At 41.7% G+C, this 17,215-nt stretch carries 14 protein-coding genes; 1 reads left to right on the top strand and 13 read right to left on the bottom strand.

Annotated features, from left to right (window positions below; all coding sequences use genetic code 11):
• Positions 1–3 precede the first annotated feature (3 nt).
• Together AC20OE_RS14170 and AC20OE_RS14175 are read right to left on the bottom strand one after the other, a co-directional pair.
• Positions 4–1,905, bottom strand: a complete 1,902-nt coding sequence (locus AC20OE_RS14170) for a beta-glucoside-specific PTS transporter subunit IIABC (RefSeq protein WP_487268911.1) — start codon at positions 1,903–1,905, stop codon at positions 4–6.
• A 118-nt stretch (positions 1,906–2,023) separates the two neighbouring features.
• Positions 2,024–2,866 (bottom strand): PRD domain-containing protein, encoded by an 843-nt coding sequence (locus AC20OE_RS14175; RefSeq protein WP_144464648.1) that lies wholly within the window; start codon positions 2,864–2,866, stop codon positions 2,024–2,026.
• Between the two features lie 343 nt (positions 2,867–3,209).
• On the opposite strand from AC20OE_RS14175, the gene AC20OE_RS14180 reads away from it, so the two are divergent.
• Positions 3,210–3,518 (top strand): magnetosome magnetite crystal formation protein family, encoded by a 309-nt coding sequence (locus tag AC20OE_RS14180; RefSeq protein WP_039179010.1) that lies wholly within the window; start codon positions 3,210–3,212, stop codon positions 3,516–3,518.
• 55 nt (positions 3,519–3,573) lie between these two features.
• Here the strand turns inward: AC20OE_RS14180 and AC20OE_RS14185 are convergent, their stop codons facing one another.
• The 11 genes from AC20OE_RS14185 to alsE all read right to left on the bottom strand — a co-directional run bounded on the left by AC20OE_RS14185 (position 3,574) and on the right by alsE (position 17,205).
• Positions 3,574–4,977 (bottom strand): sensor histidine kinase, encoded by a 1,404-nt coding sequence (locus AC20OE_RS14185; RefSeq protein WP_474253314.1) that lies wholly within the window; start codon positions 4,975–4,977, stop codon positions 3,574–3,576.
• 2 nt (positions 4,978–4,979) lie between these two features.
• The gene (locus AC20OE_RS14190) at positions 4,980–5,687 is read right to left on the bottom strand and encodes a response regulator transcription factor (RefSeq protein ID WP_372555859.1); all 708 of its coding nucleotides are present in this window, start codon (positions 5,685–5,687) and stop codon (positions 4,980–4,982) included.
• 141 nt (positions 5,688–5,828) lie between these two features.
• Positions 5,829–7,094, bottom strand: coding sequence for a glucuronoarabinoxylan endo-1,4-beta-xylanase XynC (xynC, locus tag AC20OE_RS14195; protein WP_372555858.1), 1,266 nt, complete (start codon positions 7,092–7,094; stop codon positions 5,829–5,831).
• Positions 7,095–7,129: 35 nt separating this feature from the next.
• Entirely contained in the window at positions 7,130–8,671 is a 1,542-nt protein-coding gene (locus AC20OE_RS14200) for a glycoside hydrolase family 43 protein (protein WP_372555857.1), read from the bottom strand.
• Positions 8,672–8,881: 210 nt separating this feature from the next.
• Positions 8,882–10,342, bottom strand: a complete 1,461-nt coding sequence (locus tag AC20OE_RS14205) for a CoA-acylating methylmalonate-semialdehyde dehydrogenase (protein ID WP_058838645.1) — start codon at positions 10,340–10,342, stop codon at positions 8,882–8,884.
• 314 nt (positions 10,343–10,656) lie between these two features.
• Complete coding sequence (melA, locus tag AC20OE_RS14210; protein ID WP_372555856.1) at positions 10,657–11,988, bottom strand: alpha-glucosidase/alpha-galactosidase; 1,332 nt, start codon at positions 11,986–11,988, stop codon at positions 10,657–10,659.
• A 31-nt stretch (positions 11,989–12,019) separates the two neighbouring features.
• Entirely contained in the window at positions 12,020–12,850 is an 831-nt protein-coding gene (locus AC20OE_RS14215) for a carbohydrate ABC transporter permease (protein ID WP_487268912.1), read from the bottom strand.
• On the bottom strand, positions 12,850–13,782 hold the full coding sequence (locus AC20OE_RS14220) for a carbohydrate ABC transporter permease (protein WP_251180806.1): 933 nt from the start codon (positions 13,780–13,782) through the stop codon (positions 12,850–12,852). Before AC20OE_RS14220 ends, AC20OE_RS14215 begins: the two co-directional genes overlap by 1 nt.
• Before the next feature lie 30 nt (positions 13,783–13,812).
• The gene (locus AC20OE_RS14225) at positions 13,813–15,069 is read right to left on the bottom strand and encodes an ABC transporter substrate-binding protein (RefSeq protein WP_212044330.1); all 1,257 of its coding nucleotides are present in this window, start codon (positions 15,067–15,069) and stop codon (positions 13,813–13,815) included.
• Between the two features lie 218 nt (positions 15,070–15,287).
• The gene (locus AC20OE_RS14230; protein ID WP_099663318.1) at positions 15,288–16,328 is read right to left on the bottom strand and encodes a LacI family DNA-binding transcriptional regulator; all 1,041 of its coding nucleotides are present in this window, start codon (positions 16,326–16,328) and stop codon (positions 15,288–15,290) included.
• Between the two features lie 184 nt (positions 16,329–16,512).
• The gene (gene alsE / locus AC20OE_RS14235; protein WP_064498535.1) at positions 16,513–17,205 is read right to left on the bottom strand and encodes a D-allulose 6-phosphate 3-epimerase; all 693 of its coding nucleotides are present in this window, start codon (positions 17,203–17,205) and stop codon (positions 16,513–16,515) included.
• Between the last annotated feature and the right edge of the window lie 10 nt (positions 17,206–17,215).

Raw genomic sequence — 17,215 nt, forward strand, 5'->3', positions numbered from 1 at the left:
TGATTAATGAATGAGCATTAAGAGTTTATTTTCTCCTGCGTTGACATAAGAGTCACCTGTATGGATGACATCCAGGTACTTCGAGGAATTAGTGACGATAATAGGTGTCACGACATTTAATTCTTTTGATTGAATTCCTTCTATATCAAATGATAATAAATGATCCCCAATGTTGATTTCATCTCCTTCTTCCACCAATACCTCAAAGAATTGACCATTTAGGCTGACGGTATCAATCCCTACATGTATTAATAATTCAATCCCATCATCTGAAACCAAACCTATTGCATGTTTAGTAGGTGTAACGGTCACTACTTTTCCGGAAAACGGTGCTTGTACCACCCCCTTATCAGGCATAATCGCTACTCCCTTGCCCATCATTTCGCTTGAGAAGACGGCATCATTGACTTCAGATAAAGGAACGACCTGACCAGTTATAGGTGCTTGTACTTCATAAGGATTTACTTGTCTGGCAGCTTGTTGATTGACTGCATGCTCTGAATCTTTAGATGACTTTCCTTGTTTTAGCGGCTGACCTTCTTCTTTTGTGGCAGGTTCTTTAAAACCAAGGAACATAGTGACAAGCAGTGAGACCAAAAAGCTCAGCGCTATTCCAATTAAAGCGAGCTGGAAATTGTTTGTGCCTTTCATAATGTAAGTTGGCAGAGATGTAATACCTGGAATTGAAAATGCTGTCGTTTTGACTGAAAATAAACCATAAAAACATCCGCCAACTGCCCCGCCAATTAATGAAGCATAGAAAGGCTTTTTCAATCTCAGTGTGACTCCATAAATGGCAGGTTCTGTGATACCAAAGAAACTCGGCAGCAATGTTGATAATGCCAAAGACCTTGTTTCTACTCGTTTTGTGCGAATGATGACTCCTAAAACGGCGCCTGCTTGTGCCATATTGGCAATAAAGTTCATCGGAAGCAGCATGACATCGTATCCAACTTTTTCAAAGCTGGCAAACGTGCTAGGGAAGAATGCATAATGCATCCCAGTTAGCACAATTAAAGGCATGAGGCCTCCCATTAATAAACCTGCAATCGGTCCAGCAAAATGGAATAAAGAAGTGAAAAAGATCTCTAAATACTGACCGAAAACGTTTCCAATAGGCGCTATGAAAGCTAGTGTAAGAGGCGCTGTGATCATTAAGCTCAGTACCGGTGTAAATACGATGCTTAAGGATTTTGGAATGACTTTCGTTATCCACTTATCGATAAAGCTAAGTAGCAGTACTCCTAAAATAATCGGTAAAACGGAAGAAGTATAATTATTTAATGGAATACTCAATCCTAAAAAACTAAGTGGATCTGCCCCTTTTGCTGCCCCTTCCACCATCGTGGGATACAATAAAATCCCAGCGAGTGCCATCGCGAGAGATTCTCGCGTTTTAAATTTCTTCGCTGCAGAATAAGCAATGAGGAAAGGTAAAAAGTAAAAGACAGCATTTGAAAAGATTTGTAGTACAGCATAGGTAGAGCTTTTTTCCGTCAGCCAGCCTAAACTAACGAACAAAGCCATGATCCCTTTAATCAATCCACTACCAACAATCGCCGGCAAAATCGGTGTGAAAATTCCGCTAATGACATCGAATACGACTTCGATTGGATTCATCTTTGACGTATTTTTAGCAGTAGAAGAATCATTGCTACTGTCACCAATCAATTGGTCGATTTCCTCATAGACTTCTGCAACTTTTGCTCCAATAATGACTTGGAATTGTCCGCTTTGGAATTGCGCTCCGAGCACTCCATCTACTGTTTTCAGTTCATCTACTTTTACCTGTTTTTCATCGTTGATATTAAATCTCAGCCTCGTAATACAATGCCAGCTTTGAGATATATTGCCTGTTCCGCCGATTAATTTGATAATTTCTTGCGCCAATTCTTTGTTGTTCATGTCTTCACCCCTTCATTTTCACAAAAAAAACCTAAACAAAATCCACCATTAGAAAGACCATTCTTCTAAATGGAGATTTGTTTAGGTTAATGCTTTTTCATAACACGCCTAAAAGAAATCATGTATTCTGTTGATGTTTCTTTGTGATTCTTTCAATATGAATGACTAGAAAAACAAGTTCGTCTTCTGTGACATTCCAATTAAATTCACGCTTTAACATTTCTTTAATAATCAAACCGCATGCATAGCTCTTCATATAACGATCCTGAATTAATTCTTTTAATGAATCATCCATCTGCTGAGGCGGTTGATTTGTTTCTTGTCTGACAATAAAATATCTCAAATGAGTGATAAACCTCGAATAATCTATCGATGATTTATCTAATACCATCTCGAAAATGTTTTGAATAATCTTAACGATTTCCTTCGTGAGATGGGTCATTTTGATCGTATCTCCCATAGACTGACCATCTATTTGAGCGTTTACAAAATGAAGGGCAATGAGTGAAGCTTCTGTATCTTCAAAGGAAATTCCCATCATTTTTTGAATAATTTTAAGTGCTTTTTTCCCAATTTGATATTCTTGAAAATATAGATGTGGAATTTCCCATACGATAGGGTTTTCATATTCCATTTTTTCTTGATGCCTTTGAATTGAAAAGGTAAGATGATCAGATAGCGAAAACAGCATGCTGGAACCTAATTTTTTATTCAATATCTCTTCGCCCATATGAATGATTTTTTCAGTTAATAAAAGAATATCAGTTGGGATAGCGGCAAGTTGAGATTCTAATGGAGACGTCTGATCAGAATAAAATGTCTTACTGACAGCGCTCTCATCAAGAGTATCACCTTTTTTCTTCTTAAAGCCTATTCCTGTACCAAAAACAACTACTTCATTTTGCGTGTCTGTTAGAGCCAATACGATATTATTGTTTAAAACTTTAACGACGGTGAACATCTTCATCCCACCTTACCTAGAACTGCTAAAAAAAGCATAAAAAAACACCAAAATCTCAGCAAACAACGTACAAATGTACAACATGTTTACCTGACTTGGTGGTGCCTGATGATATCAGTAACACTCCTGCATCGGTTACGATTTTATTGTAAACACAGGATAAACCAAAGTCAACTATTTTTTTCGGTAAGATAGATTTAAATACCTATATTATAGTATGTCGTTTATAAATTATTTTAAAAGGTAAATAAGTTTAAGGTTGCTGTAAGGTTCGGATTAATACAGGTTAAGGTTCAGATAGTACAATGGGTTTGTAGTGAATAAATCATAGAGGTGAAACGTTTTGAGAGAAAATAAAATCTTGTCTTCATTATGTTACTTTAGTATCTTTTTTGCACCATTTTTGTTCCCAATTATCGTCTATTTCTTAGGTCAGGACGACGTGAAATATCATGCGAAGAAATCATTATGGACGCATATTATTCCTTATTTGATTTTTGGTATTGGCATCCTTGGTTCAGGTTTACTTGGTATGAAAGATATCAGCCATGCGGGGCCTTTCTTAATTGCGACATATGCAGTAACATTCCTTGTTGCTATCTACTTCTTCATTTGGAACATTGTGAAAGGGATCAAAGTGTTTTCAGAATAAATAATAGATGAAAAAACGGTTCTGTTGTTGATCAGAACCGTTTTTTTGTATGTTTTCATGCTGGTAGTTGGATGTCAATTGTTGTTCCTTTTCCTACACTGCTACGGATCGTGATATCCCCGCCGTGCTTGACGATAATATCCTTTGCAATAGCCATCCCAAGACCAGAGCCTGCATGCGAAACTCCTGTATTCGTCCCTCTGTAATAGCGGTCAAACACTTTTTCCAGCTCTGCCTCTTCTATTCCTCTGCCGTTGTCTTGAATCGTAATATGGGTTCTTTCTTTTTGTTCAAGCTGTACAATAATCGTCACATCAGGATCATTGTGAACGAGGGCATTTAAAATCAGATTGGTGACCGCTCTTCGAATGAGGATTTTATCAATATTCAGCATGAGCTTGTCTTCATTCGTTTGAAGCTCAATCGTCTGATCGGCATATCTTGAATCGTTTAAAATATCAATTAACGTTTCCCGCAACAGTGACACAATGTTGACCAGCTCTTTATTTAGCATGACGCCGTTATTTTTCAGCCTTGTTGTTAAATTCAGATCCTCCATGACATCTTTGATATACAATGATTTATTCTCAATGATGCCCGCGTAATGTCTAATGTCCTGGTTTGAAAGAGGATACTTTTGGTCTTTCATGATTTCTGCATAGCCTTGAATAGAAGCTAGCGGCGTTTTAATATCATGAGAAATATGGCTGATCCATTCTTCCCGCATTTGCTCTAGTTTGTCTTTTTCTTTTTTGCTTGAAGCGAGCTGCTCTGATAAGTGATTGACATTATAGAAGACATCTTTATAAATTCCTTTAGCAGGCAGATTTGTCGTGTAATCGCCGTTTGCCAGCCGCTGGATGCTATGAATGACACGGGCAAGCGGTTTTGTGAGCTGCCGGCTGAATAAGTAACCAATGAGTAACGCTATGATGGCATCAATTGATAATAAAATCATCGTCCCGATATTGAATCTTGTTACTAAGTCCTTCGTGTCAAACGAGAATAGGTACTTTCCAATGGAAGGGTCTTTAAATCCGATAAAGTAACTGTATTCTTTGCCCTTTACTTTTTTTCCGCCAGCATAAATGGTCGATAATAATTGCTTATCTTTATATTTATGTAAGTTCACGATTTCTATCGGTGTATATTTGTTCTTTAGTCCTTTAGGTGCCTGCGCATGATACACGTTTTGGCCATTTTCGTCTAAAATTTGAATCCATGCATTCTGTTGTTTTAAGGCTTTCTGCCCTTCTTTGTTTACGGTAATGCCTTGATCAGAAAAAGAGACGTATTGTTCAAATGATCTTGTGAAGGTTTCGGGTGTATTTTCCTCGTTATGCTGGCTGTTTGCCTGAAGTACGAGCCAAATCATAAATCCGAATAAGTTGATAAAGACCGTGATAATGGTCACGATAATGACAGAGACCATATATCTGCCTGTTAATCGCCATTTCATCTTTACGCATCCTTTACAACAAATTTATAACCAAGCCCTTTGACAGTGACGAGAAACTCTGGTGTTGACGGGGAATCCTCTATTTTTTCCCGTAGTCTTCGGATGTGAACCATTACCGTATTGTCAGAACCGAAGAAGTCTTCCCCCCAAACGGTTTGATAAAGCGTTTCTTTACTGATGACGCGGTTCGGATGCTGCAAGAAGTAGGTCATCAGCAGAAGCTCTTTCGGCGTGAGCTCAATGACCGCTCCATTTTTAGTCAGTTCTGCTTGCTGCTCGTTTAACTCAAACGGCCCTTTTTTGATCACGGGATCGGCTTGAGTTGACTGCAAGTATGAGAGCCGTCTCAGCTGCGCTTTCACCCGGTAGGCGACTTCCTTTGGACTGAATGGTTTTGTAATGTAGTCATCTCCGCCGATGGCAAGTCCTACAATTTTGTCGGATTCTTCTCCCTTTGCTGATAAAAAGATAATCGGAACATGGGAAGTCTCTCTGATTTGTCTGCAAATATCATAGCCTTCACCGTCTGGCAGCATAATATCAAGTATGACAAGATCGGGTTGTTCTTGATGAAATTTTGCAAGCCCATCACGGGCAGTTGAAGCTGTGATGACGCGATCAATGCCTTCTCTTGTTAATACAGTGTTGATTAATTCCAAGATTTCTTTTTCGTCATCGATCATTAATACTTTGCTTTGAAGCTTTGGCATACATTGATCACTCTCCTGAAGTCATTGCCATTATTATACCCAATGTAAGGACATAGTGAAAAAATCAACTTCCTATTTGCATAAAAAAAGCCAATTTTCTTTTGAAACGAGAAAATTGGCTTTTGGTGGTTCAATTAAATTCTAGCGTTTGACCACAAATGTTGTCACACTTTGAGCCGGGAGATGAGCCCAAAATTGATTACCTGATATATTTAAGTCTGTACCAGGCTGAAGGTTGCTGTTGCTGCTTGTGATCCATCTTGACGCTTGTGAAGCAGTTCCGTTTTGCATCACAAAGTGCTGATTGACTCCTGTATTGTTTTTGTTAATCGCGACAATGACGACCTGATTGTTTCCTTTATAGGCTGATACGAAAACATTCGGTTCAGGACTTTTCGTTGCATCAATTCTGATGTATCCTGGGCGTACAAACTTGGAGAAATGCGCCATGTTGTAACCACGTTTGCTGATCAGACCATCTTCTTTCATAGGGCCGTAGGATCTACGGATGTACCACCAAACATATGCCTGAAATTCCCCTTCTACCATCGAATGGTGAATATGCTCTGAAACTCCTAATGCTTCAGGCCAGCGGTCCGCTGAATTGTTATCGCTATTCGGGTAGTAGACCTCTGTCATCCAAAGCTCTTTTCCCCCTCCCTTTTGTTTGAAAAGAGGATACGGAAGCTGGCTGATTTGGGTTCCGTACAAATGGGCTCCGAGAATGTCCATGTTTCCAAGCGCCTGCGGATCGTTTAGGATAGGATCTGATATATTTTTAAGGTATTGAAAGGATTCTGGTGCGATCACGCGGGCATTAATGGAGCCAGCATTTTCTCTCATGAAACGCAGGATTTCCTGAGGAGTCCACCATGTCCATTCGTGTGCATAATCAGGCTCATTTTGTACAGATATAGCATAGAGATTAACGCCATTATTTTTCATATACGTCACAAAATCGTTCAGATGCTGAGCATATGCGGCGTATTGATTGTATCTCAGCCGCTTTGCAGATGTACCATTCCGGTTGAAGGTCTCTACCATATTGCTTGGAGGATTCCAAGGTGAAGCGATCACCAAAGCTCCATGCTCTATTGCTCTTTTGGCAGTGGCGACCTCTCTGTGCCAATTATTTCTGTTCTCATCTACAAAAATTCTTAGAATGGAAAATCCTAATTGATTCTGCCCATTGCCAAAGGCGGTTTCCCTTTGAGGTGCGGTCAAATCACCAATCCAAGCCGGATGGTTCATTCCGCCAAAGCCGCGAATCACTTGTCTTTCCGCATTGATATTAATATTGGCATCTGCTGCTGAAACCTCAGTCACGCCAGGTCCGATGAACATGACAGACAGCATGGTGAAGCAGATCAATAAAGTGCAGATTGGTTTTTTGATCATTGACATCAAATTCTTCCACTCTCCTATCATCTTGTCTTTCTTCGTTACCTTTGAGTAAACTGCCAGGAATCAAATTGAAAGATGTTTGCACCTGTTCCAGTAAAAACAAAAAATACGTTGTGCACGCCTGCTGCTCCGTTTACTGCCGTTTCTACTTCTCGCCAGTTATTTGTTCCCCCTGTGGAAGGGACATTCAGTGTTCCGACGAGTCTGCCGTCAGGACTTCCGAGGCGTACTTCTATTTTCCCGCCTGCATTTGAGGCTACATTCGCTTTAAATGTCCTCGCACCGTTTGATCCGAAATCGACGTTACTGGCAGCCACCCAATCTCCGTTTTGAATGTTTGTGACATGCTGGTTATTGACCGGTCCGCCTGGAGCTGAAGATGCCTCTGTTAAAATGCGTCCATTCCATGCGAATGTTTCAGCTTCTACACGCTGATAAGGATTCAGGTTGGAAAGCTGTTTAACCCCTTCAAAATTGGCTGCGACTTCTCGAAGGGAGCCGTCAGCATTATGCACAAGCTTATTAATATGCGGAGATCTGTAGCCTTTTCCTGCTCCGTATAAGGCAGAGCTGACCGTTTGGGTATGATATACGACATACCACTCGTTTTTAAAATTGAACACAGCATGATGGTTGTTACCGCCTCCCCCGAAAAATGCACCCGGATTTTTCAGGAAGTGCCCTCTATACGTAAAGGGACCCATCGGACTTGAGCTCGTCATATAACCGATCTCACCAGGTGGTTTATCTGCTGGGTGGGAGCCGCCAAAGTTGATGCAATAGGAATAGTAATAGGTTCCGTTATACTTATGCATCCCCGAATCTTCAAACATAAAAGGAGCATCAATGGTTGACGCGCTGCCTACCACACTTGTCATGTCAGGTCCTAGTTTTAGGACTCTTGCTGTTTTAGGATTCGCCCATTGTCCCTGCGTGGGATTAGAACCGCCTGGAACACCTCCGCCGGCATATAGATAACCAGTGCCGTCATCATCTACAAAAACGGCAGGATCAAAAAGCCATACAACCCCGGACATCCCTGGCGTATTTGGCGTGACGAGTGCTTTTCCGATAGGATCTGTCCATGGACCGATTGGGGAGTCTGCTGTCAGAACGCCAATCCCTCCGCCGCTGTTCGCGAAATAAAGGAAAAATTTATCCTTCCCATTGATTTTTTTCACCGCTGCTGATGGAGCCCAGGAAGCACCTGCCCATTTGGCAATTCCTTTGCCGCCATTCGCTCCATTTGCCCCAGCTACTGGAATCGCGCCATGATCTGTCCAGTTCACCATATCTGCTGAAGAGATGACAAAGACCCTATTCAAATTGGCAAAAGAATTATCCTTAATCGTTCCGTTGCTGTGATATTCATAGTCATCACTCGACATATAAATGTACACTCTTCCGTTATAGGTGAGCGCAAATGGATCAGCGCCCAAGTGGTGGTCTATGAGCGGGTTGGCATTTCCTACACGTTTTGCAATTGTTGTGCTTGCCGCACTCGCATCATATACCGGTAAAAAGCTCAGTACCAAAGCAAGAATCAATAAACCAACGCCGCACTTCATCCTCGTCCTCATCGTTTCATTTCCTCCTGTTTTCATCTTCCTAATATTGGGGTTTAGGCCCAATTTCAAAATATGTTGATAGGTACTGATGAAGAATGAATATAAAGAATGATTTCTAGTGTAAATCCTTGCTGGAATCACATTGAAAACCCTTACTTTTTGACTAGAAGACAACAAAAAAATGCAGTCTCCTATGGGGAGCTGCATTTTTTCTTCTTATGATTACATATAACGAGCGGTGACCATTTTCTTTCTTGTGTAAAACTCCACTCCGTCTGTTCCATTGGCATGCAAGTCTCCGTAGAAAGAATCCTTCCAGCCGGAAAACGGGAAGAATGCCATTGGTGCGGGTACACCGATGTTTACACCGAGCATGCCCGCTTCGATGTTTTCGCGAAATTCTCTTATGCTTGATGCGCTGTCCGTATACAGGCAGGCACCATTCGCAAATTTTGATTGATTGGACAGGTCGATGGCTTCTGCTAATGAAGAAACACGGACAATTGATAAGACTGGGGCGAAAATCTCGTCCTGCCAAATTTTCATTTGATTTGTGACATGATCAAAGATCGTCGGTCCGACGAAATACCCTTCTCCATTTGTTTCGTGGTCTTGCCGGCCATCACGAATGAGGCTTGCTCCTTCTTCAATCCCTGACTGGATGTATTGAAGTGTTCGTTCTTTATGTTCCTTTCGAATGACTGGCCCAAGAAAGACCTCTTCATTAATTCCGTTTCCAATGACGAGCTCGTTTGATTCATCCACTAATTTTTGAATCAACTCATCAGCCACTTCTTCTTCCACTGCAACAACGGCTGCAGCCATGCAGCGCTCTCCCGCTGATCCAAAGGCAGCCCCGATGATTTGTTTTGTTGCCGCATCTAAATCAGCATCTTTGAGGACAATGGAGTGATTCTTTGCGCCTGCAAGTGCTTGGACACGTTTGCCATGCTCCGTTCCTTTTTTATAGACATATTCAGCGACTGGCTGAGAGCCGACAAATGATATGGCTTTGACCTTTTGATGTTCAAGCAGGCCGTTGACAACATCGTGAGCTCCATTGACGATGTTGAGAACACCTTTTGGAAGACCCGCTTCTTCAAACAGCTCAGCTAACCGTGCCGCAAGAATAGGAGTTCGTTCTGAAGGTTTTAAAACAAATGTATTTCCGCAGGCAATGGCAAGTGGGAACATCCAGCATGGAACCATCATTGGAAAGTTAAATGGCGTAATGCCGCCGATGACGCCAATTGGATAGCGGTACATGCCTGATTCAAGTCCAGTCGCAATATCTGGCAGCTGTTTTCCCATCATTAACGTCGGTGCGCCCGCAGCAAATTCCACACATTCAATGCCGCGCTGCACTTCTCCTTTTGCCTCTGTTACACTTTTTCCGTTTTCAATCGTTACGAGTTCAGCCAGCTCATCCCAGTTCTCAACGAGTAACTGCTGGTATTTAAATAAAATGCGTGCACGCCGGGGAACAGCCGTTTTAGACCAAGTAGTAAACGCTTCCTGTGCTGCTTGTACCGCACGTTCAACATCGGTTTTTGTTGAAAGCGGCACTTCCGCGATGATTTCGCCAGTAGCTGGGTTATACACAGCTTCAGTTTGACTTGTTTCTGCCTCAATCCATTGTCCGCCAATATAATTTTTCAACGTTTGTACATCTGTTTTGGTCATGTTCCCTCTCTCCTCTTTGTTAAAGAATGTCATGCTTAAAGGGTGTGTATGTATCGTCATTGTCTCATCTAACGGGCATTCATCTGTATACACTCTTTGTCAAATCAAACGGCAGTTTTGGTTTACGTTGTGATCATCTGGTTTGTTTGTGACATATGACACGAGAATACCAAAAATTCATGGTGTATTTCTGGTCAACTGTTGGTTAACTTTAGAAAAATCATAATATGAAAATGGCCCTCAGTCAATCCTCTTTTTGCTTCATAAGAAAAACCTGATGCGCTGTGCATCAGGTAGAGGCTGGTTCATTGATATTATTTGGTTGATGCGGCATATTGATTTGGTTCTATATAATTTGGCAGCATCTCTCCATGTGCTTCAATGAGTTCATCACATAATTTAATGGTGTCATCAATTGATAGTTCAGCGCTTGTGTGTGGATCCAGTAAAGCCGCTTGATAAATGTGTTCTTTTTTACCGCTGATTGCTGCTTCAATTGTCATCAGCTGTGAGCTGATATTCGTTCGATTGAGTCCAGCCAATTGTTCAGGTATCTCTCCGACATAGCATGGCATGATGCCGCTTCGATCTGCCACACATGGTACTTCTACACAGGCTTTTTCAGGCAGGTTGTCAATGAGCCCGCCAGTGTTCAGAACATTTCCGCCAAATTTAAAGGGAACGTTCGTTTCGATCGCTTCAATGATCCGGGAACCATATTCTTTAGAGCGGGTATGTGTGATCTGTGTGTTTCCTACAAGGTCATGTTTCATTGTATTCCAATTGTTGATTTGTTCTTCGCAGCGTCTCGGGTATTCGTCGAGCGGAATGTTAAACTGACCGATTAGTTCAGGGTACCGTGATTTAATGAAATATGGATGGTATTCGGCATTGTGCTCTGAGGATTCTGTGACATAGTAGCCGAATTTATCCATCAGTTCAAAACGAACCATATCATGATGCCGCGATTGCTGCTTTTCTTTTGCTCGTCTTTTGATTTCTGGATACAAGTCTTTTCCATCCCGTTTCACCTCTAATAACCATGCCATATGGTTAATGCCGGCGATTTTTTCTTCAATGCCTTCATGTTCCATTTCAAGAGATTCAAATAGGTCCTTAGTACATACTTGCACACTATGACAGAGACCAACTGTTTGAACCTGAGTATAGCGCAGCATTGCACCTGTCAATGTAGCCATAGGGTTTGTGTAATTTAACAATAAAGCACTAGGGCAAACCTCTTCCATATCCTTTGCAAAGTCAAGCATGACAGGAATGGTTCGAAGGGAACGGAAGATGCCACCGATCCCTACCGTATCTGCAATCGTTTGTCTTAATCCATATTTTTTAGGTATTTCAAAATCAATGATTGTACTTGGCCGATAGCCTCCAACTTGGATGGCATTGATGACATATTTCGCATCCTGTAAGGCTTCTTTCCGGTTTTGATAGGACTGGATGGTCACATTTGCACTGTAATTTGCTTTTAAATGCCGTAGCATCGTTTCTGATTCTTTCAGCCGGTTGTGGTCGATATCATATAATGCGAATTCAAAGCCTGCAAGGGCGGGAACAAACAGACAATCTCCTAATATATTTTTAGCAAACACGGTACTCCCTGCACCGATAAATGTAATTTTAGACATAGACGACTCTCCTTTTTACATCCATATTGGGCTAGCCTTTGATAGAGCCTTGTGAAAGACCTGCGATAAAATATTTTTGTAAAAGTAAAAACATCGTAACCATTGGCAGCATCGCAATGAGTGCAGCTGCACCAACGAGCTGGAGCTGATGCTGATTTTGACCAAAAAAATGGGATAAGGCGACCGTGAGTGTATGCATCTCTTTATCTTGCAAAAAGAAAATAGCAAATTGATAGTCGTTCCAAATATACACGCAGGCAATGATTAATACAGAAGCGGTAATGGGCTTTAGAAGCGGAAAAACGACAGTGAAAAAAACTCTGAGTGTCCCTGCTCCATCAATACGGGCAGCATCTTCAAGCTCCTTTGGAATGGTCGATCGGATAAAGCCCGCGTATAAGAAAATCGTCAGCGGCAAAAAAGCAGCCACATTATTTAAAATAGCAATTTGATAGGTGTTCATCATCCCGATTTGAACGACCATTTTATAGAGCGGGACAAGGGCTGTGAGCGGCGGAATGACCATAATGGCAATAAATAAAACATAGACTGCTTTATTTAGCTTGGTGTTCCTTCTTGCGAGCGGATAGGCTGCAAGAGATCCAAATATAATGAGCAATACAGCGGAACTGAACGTAATGATCACTGTATTCAAAAAGGACTGGCCAAGCTGAGCCTCTGTCCATGCTGTGCGGAAGTTTTCAAGGTACAGCGCTTTCGGAAACAGCCATTTTGAACTAAAATCTCCTATCCCCTTTAATGAAGTCGTCACCAAAATATAAAATGGAACGAGGTGTAGCAATGTAATCAATAGTGCGAGGAAGGAGTACCATCTTTTCTTGCGTTTATAGGCGTTATCCATCACAACTCGGTCTCCTTTCGTTTGAAATAAATCAGCGCTGCGACACTAATGATAAGGATGATGACCGCCATGAAAACCCCTTGCGTCGCTGCATAGCCTGCATCCTGACGTTTGAAATACAGATCATACATAAAGGTTGACATGGATTGCGAGGAATCTCCAGGTCCGCCGCCCGTGAGTGCTACAATGACATCAAAGAGCTTGAGCCCGCCAATGACATTCAGCACAACATTAATGGTGATCGACGGCATAAGCAGCGGCAATGTAATCCGCCTGAATTGTTGAAAGCTCGATGCGCCGTCTAATTGTGCCGCTTCGTAATAATCCTTAGGGATACTTTGAAGTCCTGCTAAATAAATGATCATCGCAATCCCGACGAATTGATATGTGTTGACAAGCACAATGATCCATGTGTTAAATTGCGGGTTGCCGAGCGCATTTATTTGATCAAATCCAAAAAGCGTCACCACATCATTTAAGGCACCGCCTTGGTAAGCAAACACAAAATACCAAATATAGCCCATCGCAATCGGGCTGATCATGACAGGTAAATAGATGACCGTTCTTGTGATGGCTTTCATCTTTAAGCTTTGATTTAATAAGAGAGCATATCCAAGTCCGATGATATTTTGTAAGATGGTGCTCCCAATTCCGTAGAGAAGCGTGTTTTTGACAACAAGCCATGTCGCTTGATCCTGAAGCAGCCGCTCATATTGCTCAAGACCAATCCATTGATAAGTTTGTGAGAAACCGTTCCAATTCGTAAAAGAAAGCTGAATGCCGTTCAAAAAAGGATAAATGATAAAGGTACTGACGACGAGAACAGCTGGCATGTACATCCACCAAAGTGATGAATTCTGGCGTTTTTGTATCTTTTGTTTTGGTAAAGAGGTGAATGCGGCTGGCTGCTTTGCTTTTGTGATGTCATTCATTGGCTTCACTCCTGTTTCAGCATCCATCGGCTATTGTTTTTTCAGACGTTTATACTCCTCTTCCATTTTCTTTGACAACTGTTCTGGTGTGATCGAGCCTGCTAATAATTCTTGACCCGTTGTTGCCATGACCGCCCACATTCCGCTTGGTAAGTATTTTCGATCGAAATACGGTTCAATCTTCACCTGTTCGTATTGATCGTAAAATGTAGAGTAATAGTTTTTCGCTTTCACTTGTTTTAGAGCTGTTTCAGAGGATGTGCCCTCTGCGATTTTTTTGGCGTTTTCAGGCTTTGCTAAAAAATCGATGAATTGCTTTGCTTCTTTTAGATGCTTAGAGTCCTTCCAAGCAGCGACAGTAAACCGTTCTCCGCCAATCCAGCTTTGTTTATCTCCTTCATGAATGGCTGGAACAGGCATCGTGCCTACTTTGATTGATGGATTCAGCTCTGTTGCTTCAGGTCCTAACGAACCTCCGACAAAGGTGAAGGCGATTTTGTTTTGCGCCATGAGTTCCGGTGCTTGAGAGAGTTTCGCTGTCAGGACATCTTTGTTTAAAAGGTCTTGATCCTTCAGATCTTTCATGAATTGTGCAAGCGGTGTATAGAGAGACCAATCAAATGATCCGTTTTCAAGTTCCTTTCCGTATTGGTGTTTTTGATCGGTGATTAATAAAGGCGTCGCCAGCTCATCAAAGACTTGGGCAATATTTGAGTTATCTCCTCCTGGTATCCAGAGCGGCACAACATCTCCTTTGCTTTTTTCTTTCACTGTCAGCAAAGCCGATTTTAATTCATCAAGTGTTTTAGGGGCTTCGATGCCATATTCCTTTAATAGATTGGCATTAAAGCTAAGCCCGTCTTTTGCTTGATTCAGCGGATAGGCGTACACTTTGCCATCTTGGTCCTTTAAAATCTGGTCGAGTGAAGGATCAAGATGTTTGACCCAATCCATCTCTTTTAAATCAGCCACATACTCGCTATAGCGCAGTTTGGCCCAGCCATGTGTATCAAAAAGGTCTGGCATATCGTTTGCCCCCATTTTGACGCGGATCATATCTTCATAGCTGTTGCCTGGGAAATTGGCATCGATTCGAATGTGTTGATGCTCCTTTTCAAACTCACGAATTACTTCTTCAAACGCTTTTCTTTCCCCACTGTTGCTCATCGTTGAAAATAGCGTCAAGGTGACCTTTCCATTTGCTTCAGAAGAACCGTTATTGCCGCAGGCAGACAAAATCATGGTCAAGAAAATGGCTGCAATCAGCAGCATGATTTTTTTATTCATGGTTTCCTCCTTTTGATCACTGAAAATTCAGACGATAATCGGTAGAATTCATGCAGTTGCGGAAACAAAAGAAGTCCATTATACTGGAATTCTATTCTTTTCAAAGAGATAAGAGAGCATACTGGCAGGCTGCCTTGTTCTTAGCATGATCTGGCCATCATGCTAAGCAGCTTGCTTTCTGCTTTTTTGTCTCTTTTTTGTTTGCTGAAATAGATGGTTCACCCCCTTTCATGGATGAGACATGTACTGCCTCGCTCGATGAGTGTTGTTGGCACGACGACTTTTAGAGGAAGTTTTCTTCCGTTTATTCTCTCAAGCAAAAGCTTCAGACCGACTTCCCCCATTTCTTCTGTATATACTTTGACAGTCGTAAGCGGCGGGCTTGAAAATGATGCGGCTTCAATGTCATTAAATCCAACAATGGATACATCTGAAGGAACGTGTAGACCGGCTTCATGGAGAGCGCGCATTGCCCCGATGGCCATAGAGTCACTTCCAATGAAAAAGGCCTGCGGCAGTTTTCCTTTTTTGATAGCTTGCTGCATAAGCGAATAGCCTTCTTGCATGGAATATTCACCAATGTGGATGTCTTCCATATGAAGAGCGCCCGCTTCCTGCATTCTTTTCATAAACGTCGTTTGTCTTTCGTCCTCAATCACAGCGTTGCCTTCGAAATAATGCTCCCGCTCTTTCCCGCCAATATAGCCTAGATGTGTATAGCCGAGTGATTGCAGATGACGAATGGCGCGATCTGCCGCTCTGACAAAGTCCACATGTACACAATCATACAAATCTTCATCTGCATAATGATTGATAAAAACAATGTGTTCCATTCGATTTGTCATTTTTTCAACCGTATCGGGGCTGATTCGTCCAATGACGATCAAGCCGTCAATATCCTTTAGCATCGCCCCTTTATCCATGCTTCTTAGGCGAAAGGTATGGAGAGTGGACAATCCTTGTTTGGCATATTCTTTTTCAATTCCTTTTCGAATCGATGAAAAAAAGGGATCATTTAATTCTTCGTCAATGGATTGAGCGACAACGATACCGATGACTGGGGATTCAGATGGGCTTTTTTCTTCTGCTTGATCGGCTTTTCTTGCTCTCACTGGGGTATAGTTTAACTTCTTAGCAATGTCGAGGATGTTTTGTCTTGTTGCGTGTGAAACGGCAAGCGTTTGATCGCCATTTAACACACGGGATACAGTGGAAACGGACACTTTTGCATCATGAGCAATATCTTTGAGTGTGGTCATAGGCAAACTCCTCATCGTTATTTGACTAAATATTTACTAAAGATATTTGAAGGATAACATATTAATAAAGCGCTTTCAATTGTGGATTTGCGATTTTTATTTTGTTTTTGGGTAAGTTTTGGTGAGTAAATGTTGTTTTAGTAAAATTGCGTAAAAAAGAGGATGGGTTTCATCCTCTCTTTTACTAACGTGATTCGATTGAAGCTGTTTCTTTTGAAAATATTTGCTTCATTGTTTCCCAAGCAGTGTCGAGTTGTTTATGAAGTCCAAATAAACCTGAGGTGCCGATGATGTAGATCTCATTTCCAGCCTCAGCAAGCAGCCGGAACGTGCTCTCATTACAAGAGCCGTCTACTTCAATTGAAAACGAGTATCCTCCGTGTTTTTTGATATCTTTCACCTGTTTAATTTTCTGAAGCATTTCTTTAATAAATGGCTGTCCGGCAAAGCCTGGATCGATCGTCATGATCGTCACTCGGTCTATTAAATGAATAAAGGACTCTAATGCTGCAACTGGTGTGGTGGGATTTAGAACAAAGCCAACCTCACATTTTCTTTGGTGAATATGCCGGATGATTCGAAAGGTATCTTTTTGCACGACTTCTGGATGTAAACAAATCATCGTTGCGCCAGCATCAATACATGCATCGATTAAAAATTCCTGGGGGTGTTCAGCCATTAGATGAACATCAATCGGTAAATTTGTCAGTTTCCGAAGCTGTTCAATGAAAAAGGGTGATAACGTCATATTCTTCACATAATGCCCATCCATCACATCGACATGGTACCGGTCTGCTCTCGTGTTGAGAAGATGAATTTGTTCACGGAAATGCGTGAGATCCATGCACATCAGTGAAGGTGAAAAAGTGGCTGTCAATCTCAGTCTC

The sequence above is a fragment of the Bacillus sp. SRI_025 genome (genome assembly GCF_057592095.1).